We start from the raw sequence: 26,299 nt of genomic DNA on the forward strand, positions 1-26,299 counted from the left end.
CAAGGTGCGAAAACCCGGCGCTGCGCGCGATAGTCGACTGGCAGTCGACTCTACCGCTGCTCCGCTGCCAGGTGTGCGCCCAGGGTTCGGCCATCCGCACCGGGCAGGTGGGGCAACCGGCCCCAGCACGGCATCGGCAGGCGCTGCTGCAAGATGGCGAAGTTCTCGTCCTGGCGCTGCATTGTGGGATCGATATGGTTGCCGATCCAGCCCAGGCACTCCACGTCGTTGGCCTGCAGCGCCTGCGCGGTCAACCGCGCGTGATTCACGCAGCCCAGGCGCATGCCCACCACCAGCAGCACCGGCAGGCGCAGCGCGCGCACCAGATCCAGCTGGTCCAGCGTGGCCGATACCGGTGCCAGCCAGCCGCCCACGCCTTCCACCACCACCACGTCGGCGCTGGCACGCAGGCGCTCGAACGCGGCCAGGATCGGTGCCAGCTGCACCTGCACCCCGTCCTCGGCGGCGGCCAGTTCCGGCGCCAGCGGATGCCGCAGCGCATAGGGGTTCAGGTCGGCGTAGTCCGGCACCGGCCAGCTGGCCGCCTGCAGGGCCAGGGCATCCTCGTTGCGCAGGCCCTGGCCGAGGTCCTGGCTGCCACTGGCCACCGGCTTCATGCCCACCGCACGCAGCCCGCGCCCGCGCAGCGCATGCAGCAGCGCGGTGCTGCTGGCGGTCTTGCCGATTTCGGTATCGGTCCCGGTGACGAACACGGCCGGCGGCATCAGGTTGGGCAGGGGCATCAACAGCTCCAGGCATGCAACAGAGCGTGCATTATCGCCGGTCCCGTGCGCTTGCTAGACTGCGGGCATGTTCGCCAATGCCTCGCTTACCGGCAGCAAGCCGGAACAATACGCCCAGCTGCTGGAACAGGCCCGCGGCCTGGTCTACGGCGAGTCCGACCGCATCGCCAACGCGGCCAACCTCTCCGCACTGGTCTACCACGCCCTGCCCGACCTGAACTGGGTGGGCTTCTACCTGTACGACGGCAAGGAGCTGGTGGTCGGCCCGTTCCAGGGCCTGCCGGCCTGCGTACGCATCCCGCTGGAAAAGGGCGTGTGCGGTGCCGCCGCCAGCCAGCGCGTCACCCAGCGCGTGGAAGATGTCGATGCCTTCCCGGGCCACATCGCCTGCGATTCGGCATCGCGCTCGGAACTGGTGGTACCGCTGCTGCGCGGTGATGAACTGATCGGCGTGTTCGACATCGACAGCCCGACGGTGGGCCGCTTCGATGCCGAGGACCAGGCCGGTCTGGAAGCCATCGCCCGCGTGTTCGTCGAGGCCCTGGGATGAGCGCACCGAAGCTGCGCAACATCGGCCCGAAGAGTGCGGCGTGGCTGCGCCAGGTTGGCCTGCGCAGCCGCGAGGATCTGGCCGCGCTCGGCGCGGTCGGGGCCTTCGTCAAGGTCAAGCGCGCCGGCTTCAAGCCGAGCCTGAACCTGCTCTATTCGCTGGAAGGCGCGCTGCTGGACTGCCATTGGCAGGAGCTGGGCGAAGCGCAGCGCGAGGCGCTGGTGCAGGATTACGAAGCACGCATCGCCGCGCACCCGCTGAAGCCGGCCGGCCCGGCATCGGGCCCGGTGCATGAGCAGCGCTTCGACACCGGGGAGGATGGCGAAGACCGTTTCGCCGAAGATTGAGGGACCGGTAGTGCCGGCCACTGGCCGGCAACCGCGCGATCATCGCGACGTTCCAGGGAATGCCGGCCAGCGGCCGGCACTACCACGGTGATGCGGCTTACGGCTGCTGCAGTTCCAGCAGCTCGCCGACCAGGCCCACTTCGCCGCGCTCCAGCCACACCCGCAAGCGCGTGCCGTGGTCGATGCGCAGTGCCCAGCACAGCGACAGCGGCAGCCCGCAGACCTGCGACAGCACCATCCGCAGTGGGCCGCCATGGCTGACCACCACCGTCGGCACGGGATCATCGTCATCCAGCAGGCGATCCAGCGCGCGCGCGATGCGGCGCTCGAAATGGCCCCAGCTTTCGCCATTGGGCGGCGGGAAAGCGTGCGGATCGGCATGGAAGGCCGCCAGCGCGTCTTCTGGCAGGTCGAACAGCGACTGCCCGTCCCAATCACCGAAATCCAGCTCTTCCCATTCCTCGTCAGCGTCCACGTCCAGCCCGCGCGGAGTGGCCAGGGCCATGGCCGTATGCAGCGAACGCAGGCGCGGCGAACTGATCACCCGCTGCCATTCCTGCCCGGCGTAGGCATCGACCAGTTCCTGCGGCAGGCGGGCCAACTGCGGCGGATCGCTGCGGCCGTCGAGGAACTCGTCGCGGCCATTGCCGGCGTGGCGGACCAGATCGAGGATCATGCGTGCGCCCTGTGCAGGCAACGCGGGAGCAGCGGAAAACGGGGGGACATCGGCAACGGCACCACGGGATCGAGGGGATATTCTAAGGCAGAGCAAGGACGGTCGAGCGGGATCGGCAACGGCATCGCAAAGGCAGTCGAGCGAGCTCGACTCTACTCGTTGCCAGGGATGCCGTAGACTGCGCGCACTTCCAGGTGACCTGCGGCCTTGGCCGGCAGGTTGAAACGGGAAGCCGGTGACGCGTGGCGACACGCCAGGCCGGCGCTGCCCCCGCAACGGTAAGCACGTCTGTTCCAGGCAACACCGCCACTGTGCCGCTGGCATGGGAAGGCGCCTGGACGGTGGCCTCGCGCCACCGGCGGCAAGCCCGGAGACCGGCCCGGAAGCCTCAGGTCGCGATGCGGTGGGCATGGCGCTGGATGACCGTGGCGCTGCCGCGGCTTCGGCGCCTGCCTGCGTTCGCGGCTCCTCCCCTTCGTCACGCGGGCGTGCGTGGCACCCGGAGTTCGCCCGATGAAGCTGCAGTCCCGAATGCTGTCCCTGGCCGTGCTGGCCGCCCTGCCCGCTCTGGCCCATGCGCAGGCCAGCGATGACACCGCCGCGCTGGACCAGGTGCTGGTCACCGCTACCCGCACCCCCATCGCCCTGCAGGACAGCATCGCGCCGGCGCAGGTGATCGACCGCGCGCAGATCGACTCCAGCCAGGCCACCTCGCTGCAGGAACTGCTGGCCGGCCGCGCCGGCATCAACCTCACCAACGCCGGTGGCCTCGGCAAGCAAAGCTCGTTGTTCCTGCGCGGTACCAACTCCTCGCACACCGTGGTGCTGGTCGACGGCGTGCGCATCAACAGCGCCGACCTGGGCCTGGCGATGTACCAGGACCTGCCGCTGGCGCAGATCGAGCGCGTCGAAATCGTCCGTGGTCCGCAGTCGAGCCTGTACGGGGCCGATGCCATCGGGGGCGTGATCCAGATATTCACCCGTCGCAACCACGGTGAATTCAGCCCGCACTTCCAGCTCGGCGGTGGCAGCAACGGCCTGCGCGAAGCCAACGGGGGCATCGGTGGCAGCGGCGAACACGGCTGGTTCGGTGCCGACATCGCCTACCAGCACACCGATGGCATCAACGCCTGCCGTGGCTCGGCCACGCTGTTCACCGGCTGCTATGCCGATGAGCCCGATCGCGATGGCTACCGCAACCTGTCCAAGAGCCTGCGCGGCGGCTACACCTTCAACGAGCAGTGGAGCGTGGAAGGCAGCGCCCTGCGCGCTGAAGGCGAGAACCACTACGACGGCTACTACAACTATTCGGAAACGCTGCAGCAGGTGATGTCCGGCAAGCTGCGCTACACACCGAGCGAGCGCCTGGCGTTCACCGCCAGTGTCGGCCGCAGCGACAACGAATCAGACAACTACGGTGACTTCGGTGTGTCCGGCAGCGCGCAGACGCACCGCGACAATGCATCGCTGCAGGCGGACATCGGCTTGGCCGAGGGCCAGCTGCTGAGCACCGGGGTGGACTGGAGCGAAGACAACCTGGATGGCAGCAGCGCCGGCTATCTGGTCGACAGCCGCCGCAACACCGGCGTGTTCGCGCAGTACCAGGGCCGGTTCGGCCGCCACCAGTTGCAGCTGAGCGCGCGCAACGATGACAACGCGCAGTTCGGCAACCACGCCACCGGCAGTCTCGGCTGGGCGGTGGAACTGGGCCACGGCCTGCGGGTGAATGCCAGCTACGGCACTGCGTTCAAGGCACCCACCTTCAGCGACCTGTACGACCCCTGGAGCGGCGTGCCGACGCTGGACCCGGAGAAGTCGAAGAGCGCCAACATCGGCCTGTCGCAGCATGGCCGGGGCTGGCACTGGGGCGTGGACCTGTACGAGACCCGCATCGATGACCTGATCACCTACGATGCGGCAACGTTCATGATGCAGCAGGTCGAGAAGGCGCGGATCCGCGGCGCCGAACTGACGGCAGGCACGGTGCTGGCCGGCTTCGACATCAATGGCCAGCTGAGCTACACCGATCCGCGCAACCGCACGGCTGGCAGCGCGCAGTTCGACAACTGGCTGCCGCGCCGTGCGCAGCAGACCGCACGCCTGGACATCGACCGCCGCTTCGGCAACGTCCGCGCCGGGCTGACCGTGCAGGGTGCGGGCAAGCGCTACGACGATGCCAGCAACACGGTGAGGCTGGGCGGGTACGGCACGTTGGACCTGCGCGTGGAATATGTGCTGACGCCATCGTGGTCGTTGCTGGCGCGCGTGGCGAATGTGTTCGACCGTCGCTACGAGACCGTGGCGTGGTTCAACCAGCCGGGCCGCGAATATCAGCTGAGCGTGCGTTACCAGCCGAAATAGGGGACCACACCATCGACGCATGGCGTCGATCTACTGTAGAGCCGGGCCCATGCTCGGCTTGGGCATCCAGTTCGTAGCGTCGAGCTTGCTCGACTGCGGGGTTCGCGCCGAACACAGCCGAGCGCGGGCTCTGCTCTACATGGGTGCGTCAGCAAAGCGACCGATGCCGCCATCGACGCATGGCGTCGATCTACTGTAGAGCCGAGCCCATGCTCGGCTTGGGCATCACGGCGTGGGGATGTCGGCGGCCAGCCCGGGCAGTTCACGCAGGTCGTCGATCACGGCCACGGCGTGGGCGTTTTCCAGGTCCAGGCCACGCGGGTATCCATAGCGCACCAGTGTGATCGGCATGCCGGCATCCTCGGCGGCGCGGTAATCGGTAAGCGAATCACCCACCATCAGGCAGGTGTCCACAGCCAACCCGAAGTGCGCGGCGATATGTCGCAGCGGTTCGCCACTGGGCTTGCGCTGCGGCAGAGAATCACCGCCCAGCACCAGTGAGAACGCGGCATCGATGCCCAGGTGCTGCAGCAGCGGCGGCACCAGCGCGGCCGGCTTGTTGGTGCAGATGGCCAGCGGCACACCCCGCGTGCGCAACAGGGCCAGCGCTTCGGGCACGCCGTCGAACAGGCGCGGGCTGCGCAGCAGGCATTGGCGGTAGTGCACCATGAAGGTGGGCATCACCTCGGCCAGATCTATGTCACGACCGGCGGCGTGCACCGCCTGCTCCACCAGCCGCCGCACGCCATCGCCGATCCAGCCCAGCACGGTAGCTTCGGGCACGCGCGCCAGGCCGATGTCTTCCAGCGTGCGGTTCAGCGCTTCGGCGATATCGGCCGCGCTGTCCACCAGCGTGCCGTCGAGATCGAACACAACCAACGAATAGGGATACGACAACGGACGGCACCTGTGCGACGTGGGCCGTCCATTGTACGCCCGCCCCTGCAACCGCTCCGCCTCAACCGATGCGCCGCGCGCGGGTGGCCAGGAACGTGGGCAGGTAGCGGTCGATCAGGAAACGCGGGCGCGGCTGCCAGTCTTCCATGAAGCGCTCGACCACGAAGCCGGCGTCGAGCTGGCCACCGATCAGTTCGCCCAGGCCGTGGCCGAAGGTCAGCGCTTCGCCGCGTGCGAGCTTGGCCTTGCGCTCGTCGGCCGGCAGATCTTCCAGATCCGAGTACGGAATGGCGTAACGCGGGCGGATCAAGCCCTGTTCCTGCAGCTGCGGATCACGCGCACCCACGAACACCACCGGGTTGTAGAAGCTGGCCAGCAGCAGCCCATCGCGGGCCAGCACCCGCTGGCACTCGGCCCAGACCGGGCGCACATCGGGCACGTACAGATTGGAAATGGGATGGAACACCACATCGAAGCTGCCATCGCCGAAGGCATGCAGGTCGCGCATGTCCCCCTGCACGGTGCGCAGTGCAAGGCCATCGCGTTCGGCCACGCTGCGGTCCTGCGCCAGCTGCCCATCAGACAGATCGAATACGGTGACCACTGCACCTGCAGCGGCCAATACAGGTGCCTGCTGGCCACCGGCCGAGGCCAGGCAGAGGATGCGGCGGCCGCGCACATCGCCCAGCCAGTCCAGTGGCAGTGCGCGGGGTGTCAGGTGCACCTGCCAGCGGCCCTGGCGGGCGGCTGCAATCGTTCCGGCATCTACCGGGCGTGACCAGTCCCCTGCCTCGCGGGCCTGGCGGTCCCAGGCCGCGCGGTTGTGGTCGAGCAATGCCTGTCCATGGTTCATGTGTCCTCCTTGATCGGTGGGCGCCACTCCAGGTCCTGGAAGGCCGGGCTGGCAAAACACTCGGCCAGGAAATCCAGGAACCGGCGCATGATAGCGGGCTGCTGTCGACGCGATGCGTACACGGCATGAATGCCCAGCGCGTCCAGCTCATAGGCTGGCAGCAGCTGCACCAGTTCGCCCGAACGCAGCAGCGGCGCCACCTGGTAGGTCGGCAGCATGGCGATGCCCGCACCGGCGCGCACCGCTTCCAGCAGCAGCGAGGCTTCATTGGCGCTGATGTTGCCGCCCACCGCCACCGTCAGCGAGCGACCTCCGCGGTGCAGCTGCCACAGGCTCCTGCCGACGTAGTGGTGGGTAAGGCAGTTGTGCGCGGGCAGCTGCTCCGGCGTGGTGGGCGTGCCATGCGCCTGCAGATAGGCCGGGGTGGCGCACAGCACCGAACGGCAGGTGGCCAGCCGTCGCGCGATGAGGCTCGGGTCGATCTGTCGGGCGATGCGTACGGCCAGGTCCACGCGCTCTTCCACCAGGTTGACCATGCGGTCGACCAGCAGCAGTTCGATGCGCGCGGCGGGATGGCGCTGGACGAAGGCGGCCACGGCGCGTGCCAGGTGACTCTGCCCGAACGACACGCTGGCAGTGATGCGCAGGGTGCCGTGCGGCTCGGGATCGTCACTGGCCAGTTCGCCCTGCAGCTCCTCGCCGATGGCCAGCATCTGCCGGAAGCGCGCCAGCGCGGCCTCACCCGCGCCGGTGAGACTGATACGCCGGGTGGTCCGGTGCAGCAGCCGCGCGCCCAGCCAACCCTCCACTTCGGCCAGGTAGCGGCTGACCATGGCGCGGGACATGTCCAGCGCCTCGGCGGCCGCGGTCAGGCTGCCGCGCTCGGCCACCTCGACGAACACGGTCATGGCGGTCAATCGGTCCATCTGCTCGATCCATGCAACAAACAAGCGCGTTATACGCTGTTTTTAGATCAATTGCAGCGGCCTACAGTGGCGTCGTTCCTACCCCATTCCGCCCCAAGGAGTCCTGCCATGAAGATTGCCCTCGTCGGTGCCACCGGCAACATCGGCCGCCAGATTGCCCGCCACGCCCTGTCCCACGGCCACCAGGTCACGGCCGTGGTGCGCAGTGAAAAAGACCTGCCGGCCGAACTGGCCGGTGCCGAGCTGGCCATCGCCGCGCTGGACGACACCGACGCACTGGCCGCGGTGATTGCCGGCCACGATGTGCTGGCCAGCGCCTACGGCCCGCGCCCGGGCGATGACATCGCCCAGATCGCCACCGTGGCCGACCAGCTGGTCGCTGCGGCACGCCAGGCCAAGGTGCCGCGCGTGGTGGTGGTCGGCGGTGCCGGCAGCCTGGAAATCGCACCGGGCGTGCAGCTGGTGGACACCCCGGATTTCCCCGCCGCCTACAAGCCCTATGCGCTGGCCGCACGTGAAGCGCTGAAGCGCCTGCAGGCCGTGGATGACCTCGACTGGACCTTCTTCTCGCCGGCTGCGGAAATCGGCCCGGGCGAAGAACGTGGCCAGTACCGCGTGCAGGCGAAGACCTTCCTCGCCGATGCCGAGGGGCACAGCCGCATCAGCTACGCCGATTACGGTGCCGCGTTCGTGGCCGAGCTGGAAGCGGCCAAGTACCCGAAGCAGATCATCACTGCGGCGTATTGATCGATACGTTTCCCCTGTAGAGCCGAGCCTGCGCTCGGCTCAGGGCAACCACTGCAGCCGAGCATGGGCTCGGCTCTACACGAGGAATCGTTGATGCGTGCTGCTGCCCTGCTGCTTCCCCTCATGCTGGCGGCGGGTTTCGCCAGTGCACCGCTGCTGGCGGCACCGGCCGCGCCCGCTGCCGCCACCGCGGCGAAACACTCACACCTGCACCTGCAGACCTTCCATCCCGGCCCGCAGGCGATGTTCCCGGTGTCCTCGGTGCTGATCGAGGGCCGCCATGAGGCGATCCTGGTCGATGCACAGTTCGCCGCCAGCGATGCGCGTGCACTGGCAGAGAAAATCCGCGCCAGCGGCAGACAGCTGACCACGATCTACATCAGCCACGGCGATCCGGATTACTACTTCAGCCTGGCCACGCTGCACGACGCTTTCCCGCAGGCACGCATCGTCGCCACGGCGCAGACCGTCGCCCATATCCAACAGACCCAGGCCGCCAAGCTGGCGTACTGGGGACCGAAAATGGGTGCCGATGTGCCCGCGCACATCATCGTGCCGCAGGTGCTGGACGGCGATGCGCTGCAGCTGGAAGGCCAGCGCCTGCCGCTGATCGGGCTGGATGGGCCGACGCCGGACCGCACGGTGCTGTGGGTGCCGTCGCTGCGCGCGATCGTCGGCGGCATTCCGGTGGTGGCCGGCGAGCACGTGTGGATGGCCGATACGCAGACGCCGCAGTCGCATGCCGATTGGCTGCAGACGCTGCAGCGGCTGCAGGCACTGAAGCCAAAGGTGGTGGTGCCGGGCCATTACGCGCCCGGTGCGGCGCTGGATGCGAGCGCGCTGCGTTTCACTGCGGACTACATCCGTGCCTTCGATGTGGAAGCAGCGAAGGCGAAGGACAGTGCGGCGCTGGTGCAGGCGATGCGGGCGCGCTACCCCACCCTGGCAGGCGTGGAATCGCTGGAGCTGAGTGCGAAGGTGGCCAAGGGCGAGATGCAGTGGCCATGAGGTAGGGGTTCTCCAGCAGGGCTGCGCCCCGCACCCGCTCAATGCAACGGCAACAGCAACAGCTGGGTGTCCGTGGGTTGGCGTCGTGGGTCCGGTTGCGGGGGACGCCATGAATCCGTCCATGGAGGCTCGGTCGCGCCATCCATGGCGCTCACGCCCCCGCAACCGGACCCACCACGCCTTCGACAGTTTCCCGCGACCTGCTGGAAACTACTGCTGTTGGTGGGTGCCGACCGTTGGTCGGCACGGGGTCGGATCCCGTTGCGACGCAACGGGCTCTGACCCCATCGCTATCGATCAGATGTTTGTGGAATTGTCTGGGTCGTGTCCGAACAGCTCGCCCTGCACTACCGGTTCCTTGTCGCGGAATCCGCCGAGCCCAACGCCGACCAGACGGTAGCGGGTGTCTGCAGGAAGATCCACGCGTGCGCGCAGGGACAGGGCGATGTCGCGCAGTTCCTGCAGCGATTCCGGAGGCCGGTCAGGGGTGTAGCTGCGGGTCAGGATGCGGAACTGGGCGGTTTTCAGTTTCAGCACCACGGTATGGCCGATACGTTCGGTCTTCCGTGTGGCATTCCAGGTTTTCTCTGCCAGCTGCACGATGGCTTCGCCCAGATCCTCCAGCAGCAGGTCTTCAGCGAACGTGTCCTCGGAGGAAATCGACTGCACCTGCTGGTCCGGTTCCACCGGCCGCTCGTCGATGCCGCGCGCGCGGTTGTACAGGCTGCGGCCGAAGCTGCCGAAGTTCTCTTCCAGATCTGGCAGCGTCCAGCTGCGCAGGTCACCACAGGTGACGATGCCGCGCTCGGCCAGCTTGCCTTCCATCACCTTGCCCACGCCCGGCACGCTTTTCACCGGCAGGGTCAGCAGGAACGCATCCACGCGCTGCGGCGGAATGACGAACTGGCCATCGGGCTTGCGCCAGTCCGAGGCAATCTTGGCCAGGAACTTGTTCGGCGCGATGCCGGCTGAAGCAGTCAGGTTGGTCTCTTCACGGATCTGCGCGCGGATGGTGCGGGCGATCTCGGTCGCCAGTTCGATACCGCTCTTCGGCGCTGTCACGTCCAGGTAGGCCTCGTCCAGCGACAGCGGCTCGACCAGGTCGGTATGGCGCAGGAAGATCTCGCGCACCTGGCGTGACACGGCCTTGTAACGCGCGAAATCCGGCGGCACGAAGATCGCACCCGGGCACAGGCGCTCGGCACGCAACGCCGGCATCGCCGAGCGCACGCCGAACACGCGGGCTTCGTAGGAGGCCGCGCACACCACCGAACGCGCGCCGCGCCATGCCACAACCACCGGCTTGCCGCGCAGTGACGGATCGTCGCGCTGCTCCACCGACGCGTAGAAGGCGTCCATGTCGACGTGGATGATCTTGCGCAGTGCGTTCATGGTTGGCTGACATCATACCCGCACCGTACCGGTCCAGACGGCGAAGTATGGTCGTTGTGCATCAACGGGATGCGTGATTCCCGAGGAAAACACTACGCACGCGTACGGTGCGGTGGTTTGATTCCCGTTGCAACCGTCGTGCATCCTCGGGGACTTGTTGCCTTGTTTTCGCTTCCAGGAATGCGCTTTCCATGACTCGTCTCCACGCGTTCAACCGCGACCAGCTGCTGGCCAGCGCCCGCGGTGAACTGTTCGGCGCCGCCGCCGGCCGTCTGCCCAACGACCCGATGCTGATGTTCGACCGCATCACCGACATCCGCGAGGACGGCGGACCGCATGGCAAGGGCATGGTGCGTGCCGAACTGGATATCCGCCCGGACCTGTGGTTCTTCGGCTGCCACTTCATCGGCGACCCGGTGATGCCCGGCTGCCTGGGCCTGGATGCCATGTGGCAGCTGACCGGCTTCTACCTGACCTGGCTGGGTGCGCCCGGCAAGGGCCGCGCGCTGGGCTGCGGCGAAGTGAAGTTCACCGGCCAGGTGCTGCCGGAAGCCAAGCTCGTGCGCTACGAGATCGACATCAGCCGCGTCATCAACCGCAAGCTGGTGATGGCCCAGGCCGACGCCCGCATGTACGTGGACGATCGCGAGATCTACAACGCCCGCGACCTGCGCGTGGGCCTGTTCACTGAAACCGGGAGCTTCTGATGCGTCGCGTCGTCATCACCGGCATGGGCATCACCTCGTGCCTGGGCAATGATCTGGATACCGTTTCCTCCGCGCTGCGCGAAGGCCGCGCAGGCATCACTGCGCTGCCCGACCACGCCGAAGCCGGCCTGCGCAGCCAGATCGGTGGCCGCGTGGACCTGGACCTGGATGCGCAGATCGACCGCAAGCAGAAGCGCTTCATGAGCGATGCAGCGGCGTTTGCCTACATCGCCATGCGCGATGCGATCGCCGATGCCGGCCTGTCGCCGGAACAGGTGAGCGCGCTGCGCACCGGCCTGATCGCCGGTTCCGGCGGTGGTTCCAGCGAATGGCAGGTGGGCGCGGTTGACCTGCTGCGTGCCCGTGGCGTGCGAAAGGTGGGCCCGTACATGGTGCCGCGCACGATGTGCTCCACCGTGTCGGCGTGCCTGGCCACCGCGTTCCAGATCAAGGGCGTCAGCTACTCGCTGTCGGCCGCCTGCGCGACGTCGGCGCACTGCATCGGCGCGGCGGCGGACATGATCCGCCACGGCGCGCAGGACATCATGTTCGCCGGTGGCGGCGAAGACCTGCACTGGTCGATGAGCGTGATGTTCGATGCGATGGGCGCGCTGTCCACCAGCTTCAACGACACTCCGTCCAGCGCCTCGCGCCCGTATGACAAGGACCGCGATGGCTTCGTGATTGCCGGTGGTGGTGGCATGCTGGTGCTGGAGGATTACGACCACGCCGTCGCGCGTGGCGCGCACATCCATGCCGAGCTGATCGGCTATGGCGTGACCTCCGATGGTGCCGACATGGTGGCCCCGTCCGGTGAAGGCGCGGTGCGCTGCATGAAGATGGCGCTGCAGAACGTTGACCGTCCGCTGGATTACCTCAACACCCACGGCACCTCGACGCCGCTGGGCGACGTGACCGAGCTGGGGGCGATCCGCGAAGTGTTCGGCGATGCGGTGCCGCCCCTGTCGTCGACCAAGGCGCTGTCGGGCCACTCGCTGGGTGCGGCCAGCGTGCACGAGGCGATCTACTGCCTGCTGATGATGCGCGATGGTTTCGTGGCCGGTTCGGCCAACATCGCCGAGCTGGACCCGGCGGTGGAAGGCTTCCCGATCCTGCGCGAAAGCCGCGAGCAGAAGCTGGATACGGTGATGTCCAACAGCTTCGGTTTTGGTGGTACGAACGCGGCGCTGGTGTTCGGCCGCGTGTGATTGAAGGGCGTACCGACCAACGGTCGGCACCCGTAGAGTCGAGCTTGCTCGACTACGTTGAAGAGCGTGCCAACCAAGGTTGGCACCTACCAGAGCGGTAAAGCGTGCCAACCAAGGTTGGCACCTACCAGAGCGGTAAAGCGTGCCGACCAACGGTCGGCACCTACCGGGGGAAAAGCAGCGGCACCAGCAGTGCGTGCGCGTCCATCAGCGAGCCGACGATGCGGTGGCCCAGCGCGCGCAACGCGTCATCCGGATGCACCAGGTCCGGCACCTGGATCACGGTCATGCCTGCGGCAACAGCGGCACGCGTGCCGGCCGGTGAATCCTCCAGCGCCAGGCAGCGTTCGGGCGTTTTCCCCAACCGCTGCGCAGCCAGCAGGTAGATATCCGGCGCCGGCTTGGGCTGGGCCACATCACCACTGGTGATGACCGCATCGAAATACGGCAACAGCCCGGCCGCCGCCAGCTTGCGGTTGGCCCGCGGCTGCCGCGTGGTGGTTGCCACGGCGCGCGGAATGCCATGCGTCTTCAGCAGGTCCAGCAGCTCCAGGATGCCCGGCCGCAGCGGCAGGCCGGTCTGCGTACGCGCCTCGTACAGGTCGTGGCAGCGCGCCGCCATCTCCCCGATCATCGCGTCCGATACGCCCTGCCCGCGCAGCAGCGCCTGGCTGTCACGGTCGCCAAGGCCAACCATGCGCACGAAGAACGCCTCGTCCAGCGGTAGTCCCAACTCACCCGCCGCCTCGCTCCAGCAGGCGATCGACACCCGTTCGCTGTCGATCATCAGGCCGTCCATGTCGAAGATGACGGCGTCGGGGAGGAAGGACAGCGCAGCGATGGATGTCATGGAGCAAACAGGGTGTCCAGGTCGGTGGGGGTCAGCATCCGCCATTGGCCTTCATCCAGCCCCTGCAGGTCCAGGCCGCCGACGCGGCTGCGGTGCAGGGCCCGCACGTGGTTGCCGGTGGCGGCGAACATGCGGCGCACCTGATGGTAGCGGCCTTCGTGCAGCACCAGCCGCGCCTTGCGCGGGCCCAGCACTTCCAGTTCAGCCGGCAGCAGCGGCGTCTTCTCCGCTTCCAGCATCAGCGTGCCGCTGGCGAACTGCGCCACTTCGTCACCGCGCAGGTCTTCGGCCAGTTCCACTTCATAGACCTTGGGCAGCTTCGACTTCGGCGAGATGATCCGGTGCAGCAGGCCACCATCGTCGGTCAGCAGGAGCAGGCCGCTGGTTTCACGGTCCAGGCGACCGACGGTGGACAGCACCGGGTCGCGGTCGCGGAAGCGCGGCGGCAGCAGATCGTAGATCAGCCGGCCGGTGTCCTTGGTCGAACAGGTGTAGCCGGCCGGCTTGTACAGCGCCAGCGACAGGCCCGCCGGCGGGTCCAGCGGCTCGCCATCGACCCGGATCGCCTCGTGCGGCACCTGGTCATCGGCGTACAACACTTCGCCGTCTGCATCGGTGACGCGGCCCTCGCGGAACATCCACTGCACCTGCTTGCGGCTGCCATAACCCAGGTTGGCGATGTGCTTGACCAGCTTCACTTGCCCTTCCCCTTCACCGCTTCGACCAGCTTGAAGCCATCGCGCTCGGCGATCACGCGTACCGCACCGAAGCTGTCGTTGAGGGTGTGTTCGTAGGGCAGGTGGCGGTTGGCCACCACGTACAGGCGGCCCCCCGGGCGCAGCGCCTGCGCGGCCACGGCGATGAAGCGCTGGCCGATGTCGGGGCGGTCGGCGCGCGAGGGCGTGTGGAACGGCGGGTTGCTGATGATGACGTCGTAGCCGGGCTCAATGCCGGCAGTGACGTCGCGCCACAGGAAGCGCAGCGGCAGCGCGCGGGGCGGCGGCGCCAGGTTCAGTTCGGCCAGGGCCAGCGCACGCTGTTCGGCTTCATACAGATCCAGCGCGGTGATCTTCGGGCAGCGCTCCAGCAGTTCGCGTGACAGATAGCCGTAGCCGGCGCCGAGATCGGCGGCACGGCCGGCCAGATCGGCCGGCAGGTGCTCGGCCAGCAGCGCCGAGGCCGGGTCGATGCGGTCCCAGGCAAACACGCCCGGGCGGCTGAGGAAGCGGCCGCCGACGATCGGCCGCACCGCGTCCAGCGCGCTCCAGCGCCTGGCCAGATCGGCATCGTGCTGGCCCTGCAGCGGCGCGGTCCAGTAGACGCGGCAGTGGTTCTTGGTCAGGCAGCCGCCGAGGCCGGTCAGCTGCTTGAGGTCGCCTTCGCCGGAACGGGCGCCCTCGTTGTTGGACTGGCAGGCGACGATGCGGCCGCCCTCGGCCACCAGCGCCAGGGCGCGGGCAAACAGGGCGCGGGCTTCCTCTCGCTGGCGCGGCGGCAGCACCAGCACCAGCGGGTAGCGGCCCTTGCCGGCGGCATCGTCGATCTGGCCGCTGACGGTCCAGCCATTGACCTGCTGCAGCGGCTCGGCAAACGGCGCGAAGCTCTGCTCGCAGTGCACTTCGCGGCCGGCCGCAATCCCGCGCAGCGGCCAGCCGTCGCGGGCCCGCAGGAAGGCCACCGGCCCTTCGGGCCAGCGCAGTGCGCCGGAGCTGAACGGCAGGAACAGGGTCTGCAGGGGGGCGTCGTCGCTGGCGGCCATCGGCGCGGGTACTTCAAGCTGGGGGCCGACCATTGTACCGGCTTGACCGGGCCGCCCCCTGCGGGCCGATTTGCGAAACTTCAACGGGCTGTTGATGTGCCGACAACATCGAAGCGTTCAGGGTAAAGGCTCCCCCGCAAACCCCAGGAGAAACAGCATGCGCGCCTTGTTTGTCGGTGGAGTGGTCGACAACAGTGAAATGGACCTGGAAGGCAACCATCCGCCCGTGCATTACCCGGAAGACACCGGTGGCGGCCACTCGCGCTACCGCCTGCACCAGGTCGGCCATGGCGCCGATGGCAGCGTGGCCTATGCGGTCTACGGTGCGCCGGACCTGGCCGACGCGGAAGTGGCCCGGGTGGCCGACGAACGTGCGTATGCGCGGCGGTTCGAGGCAACGCCGACCGTGTTCGAGCATTGACGTCCTTGTAGCGCCCGAGCCCATGCTCGGGCGGCGGCGCAGCCGGCAGCCGAGCATGGGCTCGGCTCTACATCGGATCAAGGCGCCTTCGGCGGCAGACGGCTGACGCTGGCGATCTCATCCAGCCATACATGGTGCTGCTGCACCGGGTTGTCGTAGTCATCCAGGCGCAGCTGGCCATTGCTGCCTTCATCGCCCGCTTCGTTGCGGTACTGCTGCAGGGTCGGGCGCACGGCCACGGTGCCCAGCAGGCGGCTGCCATCGTGCAGGGTCAGCTGAACCTGCACTTCGCCATCAAGCTGCGGCAGCAGCGCTTCCAGACGCGCGATCTGTGCCGGGTCGGTATGGATCCGGGGAGCAATACGGGACATCGGTGAACCTCCTTCCACGCAGATTCGCTGATCGGTCGTGAATGCTCAGTGCAATGGCGTGGCGCTGCCGTGCAGCGGCCGTACGCTGCGCACCGCCGACACCAGCTGGGCCACCGAGTAGGGTTTGGCCACATGTTCCTGGAAACCGGAGGCCAACGCGCGTCGGCGGTCATCGGCACGGGCCAGCGCTGTCACCGCCACCGCCGGCAGATCGGTCGCTTCCACGCCCATGTCTTCGCGCAGCGTGCGCATCAGGCCATAGCCATCCATGCCTGGCATGCCGATGTCGGTGAGCATGACGTGGTACTGCAGGTGGCCACTGTCGGCCAGCAATGCCAGCGCTTCGCCGGCCGAACTGACCGCAGAGACGCTGGCGCCCTGCTCTTCCAGCATGCGCCGCAGGTATTCCAGCACTTCCGGCTGGTCTTCCACCGCCAGCAGGTGCAGCCCGCGCAGCGGATACGGCTCGACCACCATCGGTTCCAGGATCGGCCCGCTGAACACCTCGCGCAGCGGCCGACGGTCGGCATCGGGGATGTACTGCGGCAGACGCACGGTAAACGTGGAGCCATGGCCATGGCCTTCGCTGGCCGCACTGACCGTGCCGCCGTGCAGTTCCACCAGCTGCTGCACGATGGCCAGGCCCAGGCCCAGGCCCCCATGGCGGCGCGTGGTGGTGCCATCGGCCTGACGGAAGCGGCTGAACAGGTGATGCAGGAATTCGGGCGCGATGCCATCGCCGGTATCACGCAGGGTCAGGGTCCAGTAGCTGCCGTCGGCGCGCAGCTGCGCTTCGATCTGGCCCTCGGCCGGGGTGAACTTGATGGCGTTGGAGAGCAGGTTCCAGAGCACCTGCTGCAGGCGCGTGGCGTCGCCCAGCACCAGGCAGGGCTGGTCGGGCAGCTGCAGGGTGACGTCCAGCGCCTTGCCCTCTGCCACCGGCTCCTGCGCGCCAATTGCCTCGGTCAACTGCGCGCCCAGGTCCAGCACTTCCACTTCCAGCTGCACCTTGCCCAGCAGCATGCTGCTCAGGTCCAGCATGTCCGAGATCAGGCGCTTCTGTGCCGCCGCGCTGCTGGCGATCACGTTCAGGCCTTTGAACAGTGGGCTGGTGTTGTCCACACGCTGCAGCAGCAGTTCGCTCCAGCCCAGGATGGTGGTCAGCGGCGTGCGCAGTTCGTGCGACAACGTAGCCAGGAATTCGTCCTTCAGCCGCGCCATGTTCTCGGCGGCACTGCGCGCGGCGCGCTCGGACTGCAGCAGCTCCTCACGGGCCAGTTCGATCTCGCGGCGCTCGGTCACATCCGGGCTGCTGCCGGCCAGACCAATGAAGCGGCCCATGCGCGAAAAGCGCGGCCGTGCGTTCATTTCCAGCCAGCGCCACTGGCCATCGGCGCGGCGCGCGCGCACCAGCGCGTGCATCGAACGCTGCGCCTTCAGCGCTTCCTGCAGTTCGTATTCAAATACCGAGGCATCGTCGGGATGCACCAGGCCACGCCAGACATCTTCCGGCACGCGGGTCTCGTCGCCGCCGAAGAACTCGCTGAAGGCACTGTTGACGAAACGGGCATGGCCGCGTTCGTCCAGTACCCAGACCGGCATCGGCAATCCATCGGCCAGCGCGCTGAAGCGCGCCTCGCTTTCGCCCAGCTCCACTTCGATCTGCCTGCGTGCGGTGACATCGAAGAACAGGACGCCCACCTTGTCCTCACCCGGCTCACCCACGCGCACGGCGTCCACCGCGAACGACCGGCCCAGCGCGCGCGCATCCATCTCGAACTGCGTCGGCTGGCCGGTGCGCGCCACCTCGCCGTAGATGCGGAACCAGTCGCCTTCATGGTTCGGCTCCAGGGCGGTCATGCGCTTGCCCTTGGCGTCCTTCAGCCCGGTGTGGCGCTCGAAGGCCTCGTTGACTTCCAGGAACCGGTAATCCACCGCCCGCTCGCCTTCGAACATGACCTGGATGATGCAGAAGCCAGCATTGATGCGCTCGAGCACGTCATGATGCAGGTCGGGTTCGGACGCCGCTGCCATCATGGGCGGGCGCTCGACGAGGGGCGGCTGTGTGGGCAAGGGCGTGGGGATGGACCGGATGGACGTACAGCATCTTCCAGAGCGCGTATTCACAGCGTCAAGCGCCGTCAGTCAGGGTTGACGACGATGAATTGGTGGCAACTGCGCTCGCATATCTGGCGAGAGATCATTGCTGAGGCTCCAAGGCAGGCCCACACTGGGTCCATACCCTAGACCGTCCCGATCACCGGGCGCAGGAGACCGCCATGAACCGCTCGCTTTCCGCCGCCCTGCTGCTGGCTGGTGCCCTGGCCGTGGGCAGCGTCGCCGCTGCGCCGCGCACCGTCACCGATCCGCATGCCCCGCGGGCGCTGCAGGCCAACGGCCCGGTCAGCGTGAAGTGGGGTGACCCGGCCCAGTTCACCGAGATCCGCCAGAGCAGCAACCGCTTCGAAGCCGAGCGCGGTGACTGGGTGCAGCAGCTGGCGCGCTATGTCCAGACCAGTGCAGCCAAGCCCCTGCAGCCGGGGCAGACGCTGGATGTGACCCTGGTCGATGTCAAGCGTGCGGGCGATTACGAGCCCTGGCATGGCCCGCGTGGCAGCGACATCCGGATCATGCGTGACATCTACCCGCCCCGCATCACCCTGCAGTACACGCTGAAGGATGCCCGTGGCGGCATCATCGACGAAGGCGAAGCCAAGCTGAGCGACAGCGGCTATCTGCACAACATCGGCGTGCGCAGCGACAGTGATCCGCTGCGCTTTGAAAAGCGCCTGATCGATGACTGGGTGAAGCGGCAGTTGACCATCCAGGCCACCGCAGCGCGGTGATCGAAGGCCGCCGGGCATGGCCCGGCGGATCGTGAAGCCTGCATTCCGGTAGTGCCGGCCGCTGGCCGGCATCACCTCACTCCTGGTAAACCCGCGCCACGCGCTTGACCGCACAGGGCAGTTGATAGGCACTGACACCGCAGCGCGGCGCCAGCTCGGCCAGGGTGGGCGCCGTGCCCCACAGCTCTACCACGCTGCCAATACCGGCCTGCGCGTGCGCGGTCAGGTCCACGGTGAGCATGTCCATCGATACGCGGCCGATCAGCCCACCGGGCTGGCCATCGATCAGCACCGGGGTGCCATTCGGCGCGAACTGCGGGTAGCCGTCCGCATACCCCAGCGCGACCACACCCACGCGGGTACGCGCCTTGGCCACGAAGCGTGCGCCATAGCCCACCGGCTCGCCGGCATCGATCCAGCGCTCGGCGATCACCTTCGACTGCATGGTCATCACCGGGCGCAGGCGCGCGGTCAGCGTGCTGTCGTCCGGCAACGGGTTGGCCCCGTACAGCATCAGGCCAGGTCGCACCCAATCGCTGCGCACGTCCGGCCAACCCAGCAGCGCCGGCGAGTTGCACACGCTGGTTTCGCCCTGCAGGCCGTCGATGGCGGCCTTGAACGTCGCGGCCTGTTCGTGGGTGCGCGCGCTGTCCAGCTCATCGGCGCGCGCCAGGTGGGTCATCATCACGATGCGTTCGACCTGCGGCAGCGCCGACAGGCGCGCGTGCGCGGCACGGAAGCCGGCCACGTCCAGGCCCAGCCGGTGCATGCCGCTGTCCAGCTTCAGCCACACCGTCAGTGGGCGCAGGCTGTCAAAGGCGGCCAGCGCCTCAACCTGCCACGGCGAACCCACCGAGAACCACAGGTCGTGCTCGGCCACCAGCGGCAGTTCGCTGGCTTCGAAAATGCCTTCCAGCAGCAGGATCGGCGCACGGATGCCGGCCTGGCGCAGTTCCAGCGCCTCTTCGATCGTGGCTACCGCCAAGCCATCGGCCTCGCCTTCCAGCGCCTGCGCACAGCGCACCGCACCGTGGCCGTAGGCATCGGCCTTGACCACCGCCAGCGCCTTGCCGCCGCCCAGTTCACGGGCCAGCCGGTAATTGCTGCGCAGCGCGCCCAGGTCGATCAGCGCGCGGGCAGGACGCATGCGCGGCTCTCCTGCTGCGGGGCGTGGCCGTACTGGCCGTAGCGGAAGATATCCAGGCCCTCGGTGCTGATCTGCGGCTGGCGCGCGCTCATCAGATCGGCCAGGTAGCGGCCGGAGCCGCAGGCCATGGTCCAGCCCAGGGTGCCGTGGCCGGTGTTGAGGTACAGGTTGCGCAGCGGCGTCGCGCCGATGACCGGCGTGCCGTCCGGCGTGGCCGGGCGCAGGCCGGTCCAGAACTCGGCCTTGGCCAGGTCACCGCCCTTGGGGTACAGATCGCGCACCACCAGCTCCAGCGTCTCGCGGCGGCGCTGCGACAGCGACAGGTCGAAACCGGCCACTTCGGCCATGCCGCCCACGCGGATGCGGTTGTCGAAGCGGGTCACGGCCACCTTGTAGCTCTCGTCCAGGATGGTCGAGGTCGGCGCCATTGCCGGGTCGGTGATCGGCAGCGTCAGCGAATAGCCCTTCAGCGGGTACACCGGCAGGCGCATGCCCAGCGGCGCCACCATCTGCGGCGAATAGCTGCCCAGCGCCACCACCACCCGGTCGGCGGTTTCCACACGGTTGCCGATGCGCACACCGATCACCCGGTCGCCCTCGACCTGCAGGCCGGTAATGTCCTGGTCATAGCGGAACTCGACACCGGCGTCGGCGGCCATCTGCGCCAGGCGACGGGTGAACAGCTGGCAGTCGCCGGTCTGGTCACGCGGCAGGCGCAGCGCACCCACCAGACCATCCACATGCGCCAGGGCCGGTTCGGCCTGGACGATGCCAGCGCGGTCCAGCACTTCATAGGGCACGCCGTACTGGGCCAGGATCTCGATGTCCTGCGCCGAGGCATCCAGCTGCTGCTGGGTGCGGAAGAGCTGGGTGGTGCCCAGATCGCGGCCTTCGAATTCGATGCCGATCTGCGCGCGCAGCTCGTTCAGGCAGTCGCGGCTGTATTCGGACATGCGCACCATGCGCGCCTTGTTGATGGCGTAGCGCTCGTGGGTGCAGTTTCGCAGCATCTGCCACAGCCAGCGGTACTGGGCCAGGTCCATGCCCGGCTTGATGGCCAGTGGCGCATGCTTTTCGAACAGCCAGCCGATGGCCTTCTTCGGCACGCCGGGGGCGGCCCACGGCGAGGTGTAGCCGAACGACAGCTGGCCGGCGTTGGCAAAGCTGGTTTCCAGCGCAGGGCCGGGCTGGCGGTCGATGACCGTGACTTCAAAGCCGGCCTGCCGCAGGTACCAGGCACTGGTGGTGCCGATCACGCCGCTGCCGAGAACGAGGACTCGCATGGAAACTCTCCGACCCGATGATTCCCTGCGTTTGAGCACGCCGGGAGCATAATCGGGGAAGTATATGCCCGCGATCCCGGTTGATTTGCCTGACTTGCAAGTATACGGCAGGATGTTTTCCTGCAATTTACCCATCGAGGTTGACGGCCATGGCCCCACGCCCACGCGAACTGGACAAGATCGACCGCAGAATCCTGCGCATCCTGCAGGCCGAGGGCCGCATTTCCTTCACCGAGCTGGGTGAACGGGTCGGCCTGTCGACCACCCCCTGCACCGAGCGTGTGCGCCGGCTGGAGCGCGAAGGGGTCATCACCGGCTACCACGCGCACCTGGACCCGGCGGCGCTGAAGGCCAGCCTGCTGGTGTTCGTGGAGATCAGCCTGGCTTACAAGTCCGGCGACATCTTCGAGGAGTTCCGTCGCGCCGCGCTGAAGCTGCCCAACGTGCTGGAATGCCATCTGGTCTCGGGCGATTTCGATTACCTGCTTAAGGCGCGCATCAGCGAAATGGCGAGCTACCGCAAGCTGCTGGGCAGCACCCTGCTGACCCTGCCGCATGTGCGCGAGTCGAAGAGCTACATCGTGATGGAAGAAGTGAAGGAAACCTGGGCGCTGCCGATTGCGGAGTGAACGCGATCAATTAGGCTGGGTCTGCGCCCGCTGTGTGGGATCCGACCCTTGGGGCCATGAGGGTCAGAGCCCGCATTGCGTGCTCTGACCCCCTCCTCGGTCAGCGCTGCTGCGGGTGCTTCTGTGACCCCTGCTGGCGCTGCTCCTGCTGCTTGCCGCCCTTCTGCGGCTGCTGCGCATCCATCTGCTGCTGTTGCTGCTGCGGGCTGCGGTTCTGGCCCTGCTGCTCCTTGCCGGGATGACGGTTCTGCTGGTTTTTCATGATCGCGATCCAATGGACGAAGGACATGCAACGGCGGTTGCCGGTGCAGGGCCACGGTGGTCCCGGAGGGGTTAATCGCAGGCGAAAAACCGGTGATCGTCCAGACCTCGTTTTCCTGTGTTCAGGCCCGGAAGACGCACATCACGGTTTGATCTGCTGCCCATCCGCAGCCGGCACACTGTCGTAGTAGCGGCCGGTACGTGAATCAAACACGCGGTTGGGGCCGGCCGGTTTCACTCCGGGCACGATGCGGCCGTTACGGTCATAGACCTTGTCCGCTGCCCGCGTGGCCGGCGCCGGTGTCACCTGGGCCGGGCCGGTAGAACGGATCGGCTGCGGCTGCTGGCGCGGCACCTGCACCGGCAAATCGGGGTTGGCCAGGCGCGGGGCGGGCTGCGGCGCGACCGGGGGTGGGTTCACGCTGTTGCTGCTGCGCGTTGCGGTCGGGCTGGACGACGTAGGCATCTGCGCCTGCGCAGCCAGCGGCAGCAGGGCGGACAGCAGAAGGACGAGAGGCGGTTTCATGGCACGCTCCATCGTGTGAGACCCCCACCATATGCCCGGGGCCGTGTGCCAGCCATGAATGGCGATCACACTTGCAACGGCCGGCCCGCATCCCCACGTCTGCAGGCATCCCCAGGCCACACCCCACGGAGAGCCGGCATGAGTGCTTTCGACCTGACGCCCCCCAACGTCACCCAGACCGACGCACTGGTGGCCGGCCTGAGCGCCGACGAACGCCGCGTGCTGCTGCAGCACGGTACCGAAGCCCCCTTCTGTGGCGTGTTCCTGGACAACAAGCGCGCGGGTGTCTACTGCTGCCGGCTGTGCGGGCTGCCGCTGTTCCGCTCCAGCACCAAGTTCGATTCGGGCACCGGCTGGCCCAGCTTCTTCGCCCCCTACGACCCGGCGCATGTCACTGAAATCCGCGATACCAGCCACGGCATGGTCCGCACCGAAATCACCTGCGCCCGCTGCGGCAGCCATCTGGGCCACGTGTTCCCGGACGGCCCGGCGCCCACGTTCGAGCGCCACTGCCTGAACTCGGTCTCACTTTCTTTCGCGGGCAACGGTGAGCCGTGGCCCAATCCGCTGCTGCGCGGCGGCGCCGAGGCCGGCACGGCGGGCTGAACACCCTGCCGACCGACTTCACAGAATTCCCTCTTCAGAAACACCGGGTCCGGGCCGACAAGGAGATATCCCCCCTTCTTGCGTCGCGCCATGCTCATCATCGTCGGATTCCTGGTCGTCATCATCAGCGTGCTCGGTGGCTACCTCGGTGCCCACGGCCGCCTGGCTGCCCTCTGGCAGCCCTACGAACTGGTCATCATCGGCGGTGCCGCGCTTGGCGCCTTCCTGGTCGGCACCCCGGCCAAGACGGTCAAGCAGACCCTGCAGGCCATGGTCGGCGTGTTCAAGGGCCCGCGCTACAAGCAGCAGGACTACATCGATGTTCTCAGCCTGCTCTATGAACTGCTGAACAAGGCCCGCCGCGAGGGCTTCATGTCGCTGGAAGACCATGTCGAGCGGCCGGCCGAGAGCGCCCTGTTCGCCAACTACCCCAAGGTGCAGGCCGACCACCACCTGATCGACTTCATCACCGACTGCCTGCGCCTGATGATCGGCAGCAACATCGAGCCGCACGAGCTGGAGCCGCTGCTGGAACTGGAGCTGGAAAAGCACCACGCCGAAGCGATGGCCCCCTCGCAGGTGCTGACCAAGGTGGCCGACGGCCTGCCCGGTTTCGGCATCGTGGCGGCGGTGCTGGGCATCGTCATCACCATGGGCTCCATCGGCGGCGACATCGTCGAGGTCGGTGGCCACGTGGCGGGCGCGCTGGTGGGCACCTTCCTCGGCATCCTGATGGCCTACGGCTTCGTCGGCCCGATGGCCACAGCGATGGAAGCCCGCGCCGAGCAGGACAGCCGCATCTACGAATCGGTGAAGACGGCGCTGCTGGCCTGCCTGCGCGGCTACAACCCGAAGATCGCGCTGGAGTTCGCCCGCAAGACTCTGCCGTCGAACGTGCGCCCGCCGTTCTCCGAGTTCGAGCAGCACTTGAAGACGGTCAAGTAAGCCATGGCCGAGACCAAGCCCCCTGTCATCGTCCGCCGGGTCAGGAAGGGCGGCCATGCCGCCCACCATGGTGGTGCGTGGAAAGTCGCCTACGCCGACTTCGTGACGGCGATGATGGCCTTCTTCCTGGTGCTGTGGCTGATGGCCAGCACCAGCAAGCCCGAGCGTGCGGCGATTTCCGAATACTTCCGCAACCCGAGCCCGCTGTCCGGGCAGAGCCCGACACCCGCACCGGGCATGGCCGGACCCGGCGGTGCCAGCACCTCGATGATCAAGCTGGGCGGCGCCACCGATGTTTCGCGCGGCAACAGCAACGACCCCTTCCAGAACCAGCAGGAGGCCGTGCCGCAACCGGTGACCCAGCAGCAGCGTGACAAGCAGCAGCTGGAAACGCTGATGAAGGAACTGCAGGAAGCGATCAGCCGGAGCCAGGCACTGGAACCGTTCAAGGACCAGCTGCTGCTGGACCTGACCCCGGAAGGCCTGCGCATCCAGATCGTGGACAAGCAGAACCGGCCGATGTTCGACCTCGGCAGCGCCACGCTGAAGCCCTACACCCAGCAGATCCTGCACGAGCTGGCCGAGTACCTGAACCACGTACCGAACCGCATCAGCCTGACCGGCCACACCGACATCACCGCCTATTCGGCGGCCCGCGGCTATGGCAACTGGGAACTGAGCGCCGACCGTGCCAACGCGGCGCGCCGCGCCCTGGTCGATGGTGGCATGGACGACAGCAAGATCACCCGCGTGGTCGGTCTGTCCTCGTCGGTGCTGTTCGACAAGGCCGACCCGCAGAACCCGATCAACCGCCGCATCAGCATCGTGGTGATGACCAAGGCCGCCGAAGAGGCCGCCCTGGCCGGTGCCGGCCCGCAGGTGGGGCTGTCGGCAGCCGTGGCCGACCCGGACGTGCAGGCTGCGCAGGGTGAGGCCGCCCCGGGGGGGTGAGGCGGTAGAGTCGACTGTCAGTCGACTGCCCTTGGGCTGGCATCCAACATCACGCGCTTCGCGCGCCAGTCGACTGACAGTCGACTCTACCGCCGCTGCCACCTGCCCCCGGCCGAGCGCGGCTGGGCCATGCCCCTTACAATGGCGGTCTTTCCGTTTCCAGGTGACCCCACCCCATGTCCCAGAACTCCAAGGCCAAGCGCGACAAGCGCAAGAAGCAGCAGACCAAGCGTCCGTTCCTGCGCCTCAATGCCCAGCAGCAGGTGCAGAACCACGCCGTGCTGACCAACGAAGACGGCCAGGCCGTGGCTGCCATCGGCCTGCAGGGCCGTGAGTGGCTGCTGGCCATCGGCGGCCAGACCATGGGCAACGCCGACAACCCGGTGCCGATGCTGGCCATGCTCAAGCACCTGTCCAACGTGCAGGAAGCCGAGGGCCGCACGGTCAACCTGGAATATTCCGAGCTGATGCAGAAGCTGCTGGACACCCTGGCCGCCGAAGCCGGGCAGACCGCAGACGAGTACCTGGACACGCTGGTGGCCGAGTTCGCCAGCGAGCAGGCTGAAGAGGGCGAAGACACTGCTGAAGCCGCTGAAGGCGAGGTGGTTGAAGCTGCAGCCGAGGCCGAGGCCGCCCCGGTCGACGCCGCCGACACCGACGGCAAGCCGCAGGCCTGAACCGGCCGCGACGGTGGCGGTCTACGTCGATGACGCAGTGCATGCCTGGCGCGGACAGCGCTGGGCGCACCTGATGGCCGATACCCTGGCCGAGCTGCACGCGATGGCGGCGCAGCTCGGCATTCCGCCGCGCGCGTTCCAGAACAAGGCCAGCGGCGTCCACTACGATGTCACTGCAGAGCTGCGCGCGCAGGCGATCACCCTTGGCGCCCGCGCCATTTCCCGGCATACCGATCGTGCCCTGGTCAAAGCGGTAATCGCCAATGCACGGGCGCAGTACCGGTAGAGTCGACCGTTGGTCGACTGCTCTCCGCTCCGGTCCCGATCAACCCCGCGCTGCGCGCGACAGTCGACCAACGGTCGACGCTACCCCGCCGGGCCGTGGTCGGTAGAGTCGACCGTTGGTCGACGCCTTCCTTTCCCACCGCGAAAACCCCGCGCGACGCGCGATGGTCGACCAACGGTCGACGCTACCCCGCCGGGCCGTGACCGGTAGAGTCGACCGTTGGTCGACTGCCTTCCTTTCCCGCCGCAAAAACCCCGCGCTACGCGCGATAGTCGACCAACGGTCGACGCTACCCCGCCGGGCCGTGGCCGGTAGAGTCGACCGTT

General features: G+C 67.6%; 30 protein-coding genes and 1 riboswitch. Of the genes, 15 read left to right on the forward strand and 15 right to left on the reverse strand.

The window, feature by feature from the left end:
- Nucleotides 1–50 precede the first annotated feature (50 nt).
- Nucleotides 51–743 (reverse strand): dethiobiotin synthase, encoded by a 693-nt coding sequence (bioD, locus tag ACQKDV_RS04635; RefSeq protein WP_427782616.1) that lies wholly within the window; start codon nt 741–743, stop codon nt 51–53.
- Nucleotides 744–810: 67 nt separating this feature from the next.
- Between bioD and ACQKDV_RS04640 the strand changes: the two genes are divergently transcribed.
- Together ACQKDV_RS04640 and ACQKDV_RS04645 are read left to right on the forward strand one after the other, a co-directional pair.
- A complete protein-coding gene (locus ACQKDV_RS04640; RefSeq protein WP_427782617.1) occupies nt 811–1,293 on the forward strand; it encodes a GAF domain-containing protein in 483 nt (160 codons plus the stop codon).
- Nucleotides 1,290–1,640 carry a TfoX/Sxy family protein gene (locus ACQKDV_RS04645; RefSeq protein ID WP_427782618.1) on the forward strand — a complete coding sequence of 117 codons (351 nt, stop codon included), beginning with the start codon at nt 1,290–1,292 and terminating at the stop codon, nt 1,638–1,640. The genes ACQKDV_RS04640 and ACQKDV_RS04645 overlap by 4 nt, the downstream gene beginning before the upstream one ends.
- A 97-nt stretch (nt 1,641–1,737) precedes the next feature.
- Here the strand turns inward: ACQKDV_RS04645 and ACQKDV_RS04650 are convergent, their stop codons facing one another.
- A complete protein-coding gene (locus ACQKDV_RS04650) occupies nt 1,738–2,316 on the reverse strand; it encodes a histidine phosphatase family protein (RefSeq protein ID WP_427782619.1) in 579 nt (192 codons plus the stop codon).
- 175 nt (nt 2,317–2,491) lie between these two features.
- Nucleotides 2,492–2,713: riboswitch (cobalamin riboswitch) on the forward strand.
- Nucleotides 2,714–2,829: 116 nt separating this feature from the next.
- On the opposite strand from ACQKDV_RS04650, the gene btuB reads away from it, so the two are divergent.
- Nucleotides 2,830–4,677: a TonB-dependent vitamin B12 receptor gene (gene btuB, locus ACQKDV_RS04655; RefSeq protein WP_427782620.1), complete on the forward strand. Its 1,848-nt coding sequence runs from the start codon at nt 2,830–2,832 to the stop codon at nt 4,675–4,677.
- Nucleotides 4,678–4,902: 225 nt separating this feature from the next.
- Here the strand turns inward: btuB and gph are convergent, their stop codons facing one another.
- The 3 genes from gph to ACQKDV_RS04670 form a co-directional block, all read right to left on the reverse strand.
- Nucleotides 4,903–5,574, reverse strand: coding sequence for a phosphoglycolate phosphatase (gene gph / locus ACQKDV_RS04660; RefSeq protein WP_427782621.1), 672 nt, complete (start codon nt 5,572–5,574; stop codon nt 4,903–4,905).
- Nucleotides 5,575–5,635: 61 nt separating this feature from the next.
- The gene (locus tag ACQKDV_RS04665) at nt 5,636–6,427 is read right to left on the reverse strand and encodes a class I SAM-dependent methyltransferase (RefSeq protein ID WP_427782622.1); all 792 of its coding nucleotides are present in this window, start codon (nt 6,425–6,427) and stop codon (nt 5,636–5,638) included.
- Nucleotides 6,424–7,353, reverse strand: coding sequence for a LysR family transcriptional regulator (locus ACQKDV_RS04670; protein WP_427782623.1), 930 nt, complete (start codon nt 7,351–7,353; stop codon nt 6,424–6,426). The genes ACQKDV_RS04665 and ACQKDV_RS04670 overlap by 4 nt, the downstream gene beginning before the upstream one ends.
- Nucleotides 7,354–7,461: 108 nt before the next feature.
- Between ACQKDV_RS04670 and ACQKDV_RS04675 the strand changes: the two genes are divergently transcribed.
- Both ACQKDV_RS04675 and ACQKDV_RS04680 read left to right on the forward strand, forming a co-directional pair.
- The gene (locus ACQKDV_RS04675; protein WP_427782624.1) at nt 7,462–8,100 is read left to right on the forward strand and encodes an NAD(P)-dependent oxidoreductase; all 639 of its coding nucleotides are present in this window, start codon (nt 7,462–7,464) and stop codon (nt 8,098–8,100) included.
- Between the two features lie 93 nt (nt 8,101–8,193).
- Nucleotides 8,194–9,108, forward strand: coding sequence for an MBL fold metallo-hydrolase (locus ACQKDV_RS04680; protein WP_427782625.1), 915 nt, complete (start codon nt 8,194–8,196; stop codon nt 9,106–9,108).
- Between the two features lie 297 nt (nt 9,109–9,405).
- Here the strand turns inward: ACQKDV_RS04680 and dinB are convergent, their stop codons facing one another.
- Nucleotides 9,406–10,500 (reverse strand): DNA polymerase IV, encoded by a 1,095-nt coding sequence (gene dinB / locus ACQKDV_RS04685; protein WP_427782626.1) that lies wholly within the window; start codon nt 10,498–10,500, stop codon nt 9,406–9,408.
- Between the two features lie 191 nt (nt 10,501–10,691).
- Here dinB and fabA point away from each other — a divergent pair, with 191 nt between their 5' ends.
- The gene (fabA, locus tag ACQKDV_RS04690) at nt 10,692–11,207 is read left to right on the forward strand and encodes a 3-hydroxyacyl-[acyl-carrier-protein] dehydratase FabA (RefSeq protein WP_324807588.1); all 516 of its coding nucleotides are present in this window, start codon (nt 10,692–10,694) and stop codon (nt 11,205–11,207) included.
- Complete coding sequence (gene fabB, locus ACQKDV_RS04695; RefSeq protein WP_427782627.1) at nt 11,207–12,415, forward strand: beta-ketoacyl-ACP synthase I; 1,209 nt, start codon at nt 11,207–11,209, stop codon at nt 12,413–12,415. The genes fabA and fabB overlap by 1 nt, the downstream gene beginning before the upstream one ends.
- 163 nt (nt 12,416–12,578) lie before the next feature.
- On the opposite strand, the gene ACQKDV_RS04700 is transcribed toward fabB, so the two are convergent.
- From ACQKDV_RS04700 to ACQKDV_RS04710, 3 genes are read right to left on the reverse strand one after another with little or no spacing between them, the layout of a single operon-like run.
- Nucleotides 12,579–13,265, reverse strand: coding sequence for an HAD family hydrolase (locus ACQKDV_RS04700; protein ID WP_427782628.1), 687 nt, complete (start codon nt 13,263–13,265; stop codon nt 12,579–12,581).
- Nucleotides 13,262–13,963 (reverse strand): pseudouridine synthase, encoded by a 702-nt coding sequence (locus ACQKDV_RS04705; protein ID WP_427782629.1) that lies wholly within the window; start codon nt 13,961–13,963, stop codon nt 13,262–13,264. Before ACQKDV_RS04705 ends, ACQKDV_RS04700 begins: the two co-directional genes overlap by 4 nt.
- Complete coding sequence (locus ACQKDV_RS04710; RefSeq protein ID WP_427782643.1) at nt 13,960–15,024, reverse strand: class I SAM-dependent methyltransferase; 1,065 nt, start codon at nt 15,022–15,024, stop codon at nt 13,960–13,962. Before ACQKDV_RS04710 ends, ACQKDV_RS04705 begins: the two co-directional genes overlap by 4 nt.
- Nucleotides 15,025–15,181: 157 nt before the next feature.
- Between ACQKDV_RS04710 and ACQKDV_RS04715 the strand changes: the two genes are divergently transcribed.
- Complete coding sequence (locus ACQKDV_RS04715; protein ID WP_427782630.1) at nt 15,182–15,445, forward strand: hypothetical protein; 264 nt, start codon at nt 15,182–15,184, stop codon at nt 15,443–15,445.
- 77 nt (nt 15,446–15,522) lie between these two features.
- Here the strand turns inward: ACQKDV_RS04715 and ACQKDV_RS04720 are convergent, their stop codons facing one another.
- A complete protein-coding gene (locus tag ACQKDV_RS04720; protein ID WP_427782631.1) occupies nt 15,523–15,816 on the reverse strand; it encodes a DUF3247 family protein in 294 nt (97 codons plus the stop codon).
- Nucleotides 15,817–15,861: 45 nt separating this feature from the next.
- Nucleotides 15,862–17,853 carry a PAS domain-containing hybrid sensor histidine kinase/response regulator gene (locus tag ACQKDV_RS04725; RefSeq protein WP_427782632.1) on the reverse strand — a complete coding sequence of 664 codons (1,992 nt, stop codon included), beginning with the start codon at nt 17,851–17,853 and terminating at the stop codon, nt 15,862–15,864.
- Between the two features lie 242 nt (nt 17,854–18,095).
- Here ACQKDV_RS04725 and ACQKDV_RS04730 point away from each other — a divergent pair, with 242 nt between their 5' ends.
- Nucleotides 18,096–18,662 (forward strand): DUF3016 domain-containing protein, encoded by a 567-nt coding sequence (locus ACQKDV_RS04730; RefSeq protein WP_427782633.1) that lies wholly within the window; start codon nt 18,096–18,098, stop codon nt 18,660–18,662.
- A gap of 76 nt (nt 18,663–18,738) precedes the next feature.
- Here the strand turns inward: ACQKDV_RS04730 and alr are convergent, their stop codons facing one another.
- Together alr and ACQKDV_RS04740 are read right to left on the reverse strand one after the other, a co-directional pair.
- Nucleotides 18,739–19,809 (reverse strand): alanine racemase, encoded by a 1,071-nt coding sequence (gene alr, locus ACQKDV_RS04735; RefSeq protein WP_427782634.1) that lies wholly within the window; start codon nt 19,807–19,809, stop codon nt 18,739–18,741.
- Nucleotides 19,788–21,092 (reverse strand): D-amino acid dehydrogenase, encoded by a 1,305-nt coding sequence (locus tag ACQKDV_RS04740; RefSeq protein WP_427782635.1) that lies wholly within the window; start codon nt 21,090–21,092, stop codon nt 19,788–19,790. Before ACQKDV_RS04740 ends, alr begins: the two co-directional genes overlap by 22 nt.
- A gap of 149 nt (nt 21,093–21,241) precedes the next feature.
- Here ACQKDV_RS04740 and ACQKDV_RS04745 point away from each other — a divergent pair, with 149 nt between their 5' ends.
- Nucleotides 21,242–21,721 (forward strand): winged helix-turn-helix transcriptional regulator, encoded by a 480-nt coding sequence (locus ACQKDV_RS04745; RefSeq protein ID WP_427782636.1) that lies wholly within the window; start codon nt 21,242–21,244, stop codon nt 21,719–21,721.
- Nucleotides 21,722–21,821: 100 nt separating this feature from the next.
- Here the strand turns inward: ACQKDV_RS04745 and ACQKDV_RS04750 are convergent, their stop codons facing one another.
- Both ACQKDV_RS04750 and ACQKDV_RS04755 read right to left on the reverse strand, forming a co-directional pair.
- Nucleotides 21,822–22,010, reverse strand: coding sequence for a lana protein (locus ACQKDV_RS04750; protein ID WP_324807608.1), 189 nt, complete (start codon nt 22,008–22,010; stop codon nt 21,822–21,824).
- A gap of 114 nt (nt 22,011–22,124) precedes the next feature.
- Nucleotides 22,125–22,508: a classical arabinogalactan protein 4 gene (locus tag ACQKDV_RS04755; RefSeq protein WP_427782637.1), complete on the reverse strand. Its 384-nt coding sequence runs from the start codon at nt 22,506–22,508 to the stop codon at nt 22,125–22,127.
- Between the two features lie 138 nt (nt 22,509–22,646).
- On the opposite strand from ACQKDV_RS04755, the gene msrB reads away from it, so the two are divergent.
- The 5 genes from msrB to ACQKDV_RS04780 all read left to right on the forward strand — a co-directional run bounded on the left by msrB (nt 22,647) and on the right by ACQKDV_RS04780 (nt 25,973).
- Nucleotides 22,647–23,114 (forward strand): peptide-methionine (R)-S-oxide reductase MsrB, encoded by a 468-nt coding sequence (gene msrB / locus ACQKDV_RS04760; protein WP_427782638.1) that lies wholly within the window; start codon nt 22,647–22,649, stop codon nt 23,112–23,114.
- 90 nt (nt 23,115–23,204) lie between these two features.
- A complete protein-coding gene (gene motA / locus ACQKDV_RS04765) occupies nt 23,205–24,059 on the forward strand; it encodes a flagellar motor stator protein MotA (RefSeq protein ID WP_427782639.1) in 855 nt (284 codons plus the stop codon).
- 3 nt (nt 24,060–24,062) lie between these two features.
- The gene (motB, locus tag ACQKDV_RS04770; RefSeq protein WP_427782640.1) at nt 24,063–25,010 is read left to right on the forward strand and encodes a flagellar motor protein MotB; all 948 of its coding nucleotides are present in this window, start codon (nt 24,063–24,065) and stop codon (nt 25,008–25,010) included.
- Nucleotides 25,011–25,186: 176 nt separating this feature from the next.
- Nucleotides 25,187–25,687, forward strand: coding sequence for a hypothetical protein (locus tag ACQKDV_RS04775; RefSeq protein WP_427782641.1), 501 nt, complete (start codon nt 25,187–25,189; stop codon nt 25,685–25,687).
- 13 nt (nt 25,688–25,700) lie between these two features.
- Nucleotides 25,701–25,973 carry a DUF4031 domain-containing protein gene (locus ACQKDV_RS04780; protein ID WP_427782642.1) on the forward strand — a complete coding sequence of 91 codons (273 nt, stop codon included), beginning with the start codon at nt 25,701–25,703 and terminating at the stop codon, nt 25,971–25,973.
- Nucleotides 25,974–26,299: the final 326 nt, after the last annotated feature.

The sequence above is a fragment of the Stenotrophomonas sp. NPDC077659 genome (assembly GCF_050268705.1).
Taxonomy (GTDB): domain Bacteria; phylum Pseudomonadota; class Gammaproteobacteria; order Xanthomonadales; family Xanthomonadaceae; genus Stenotrophomonas.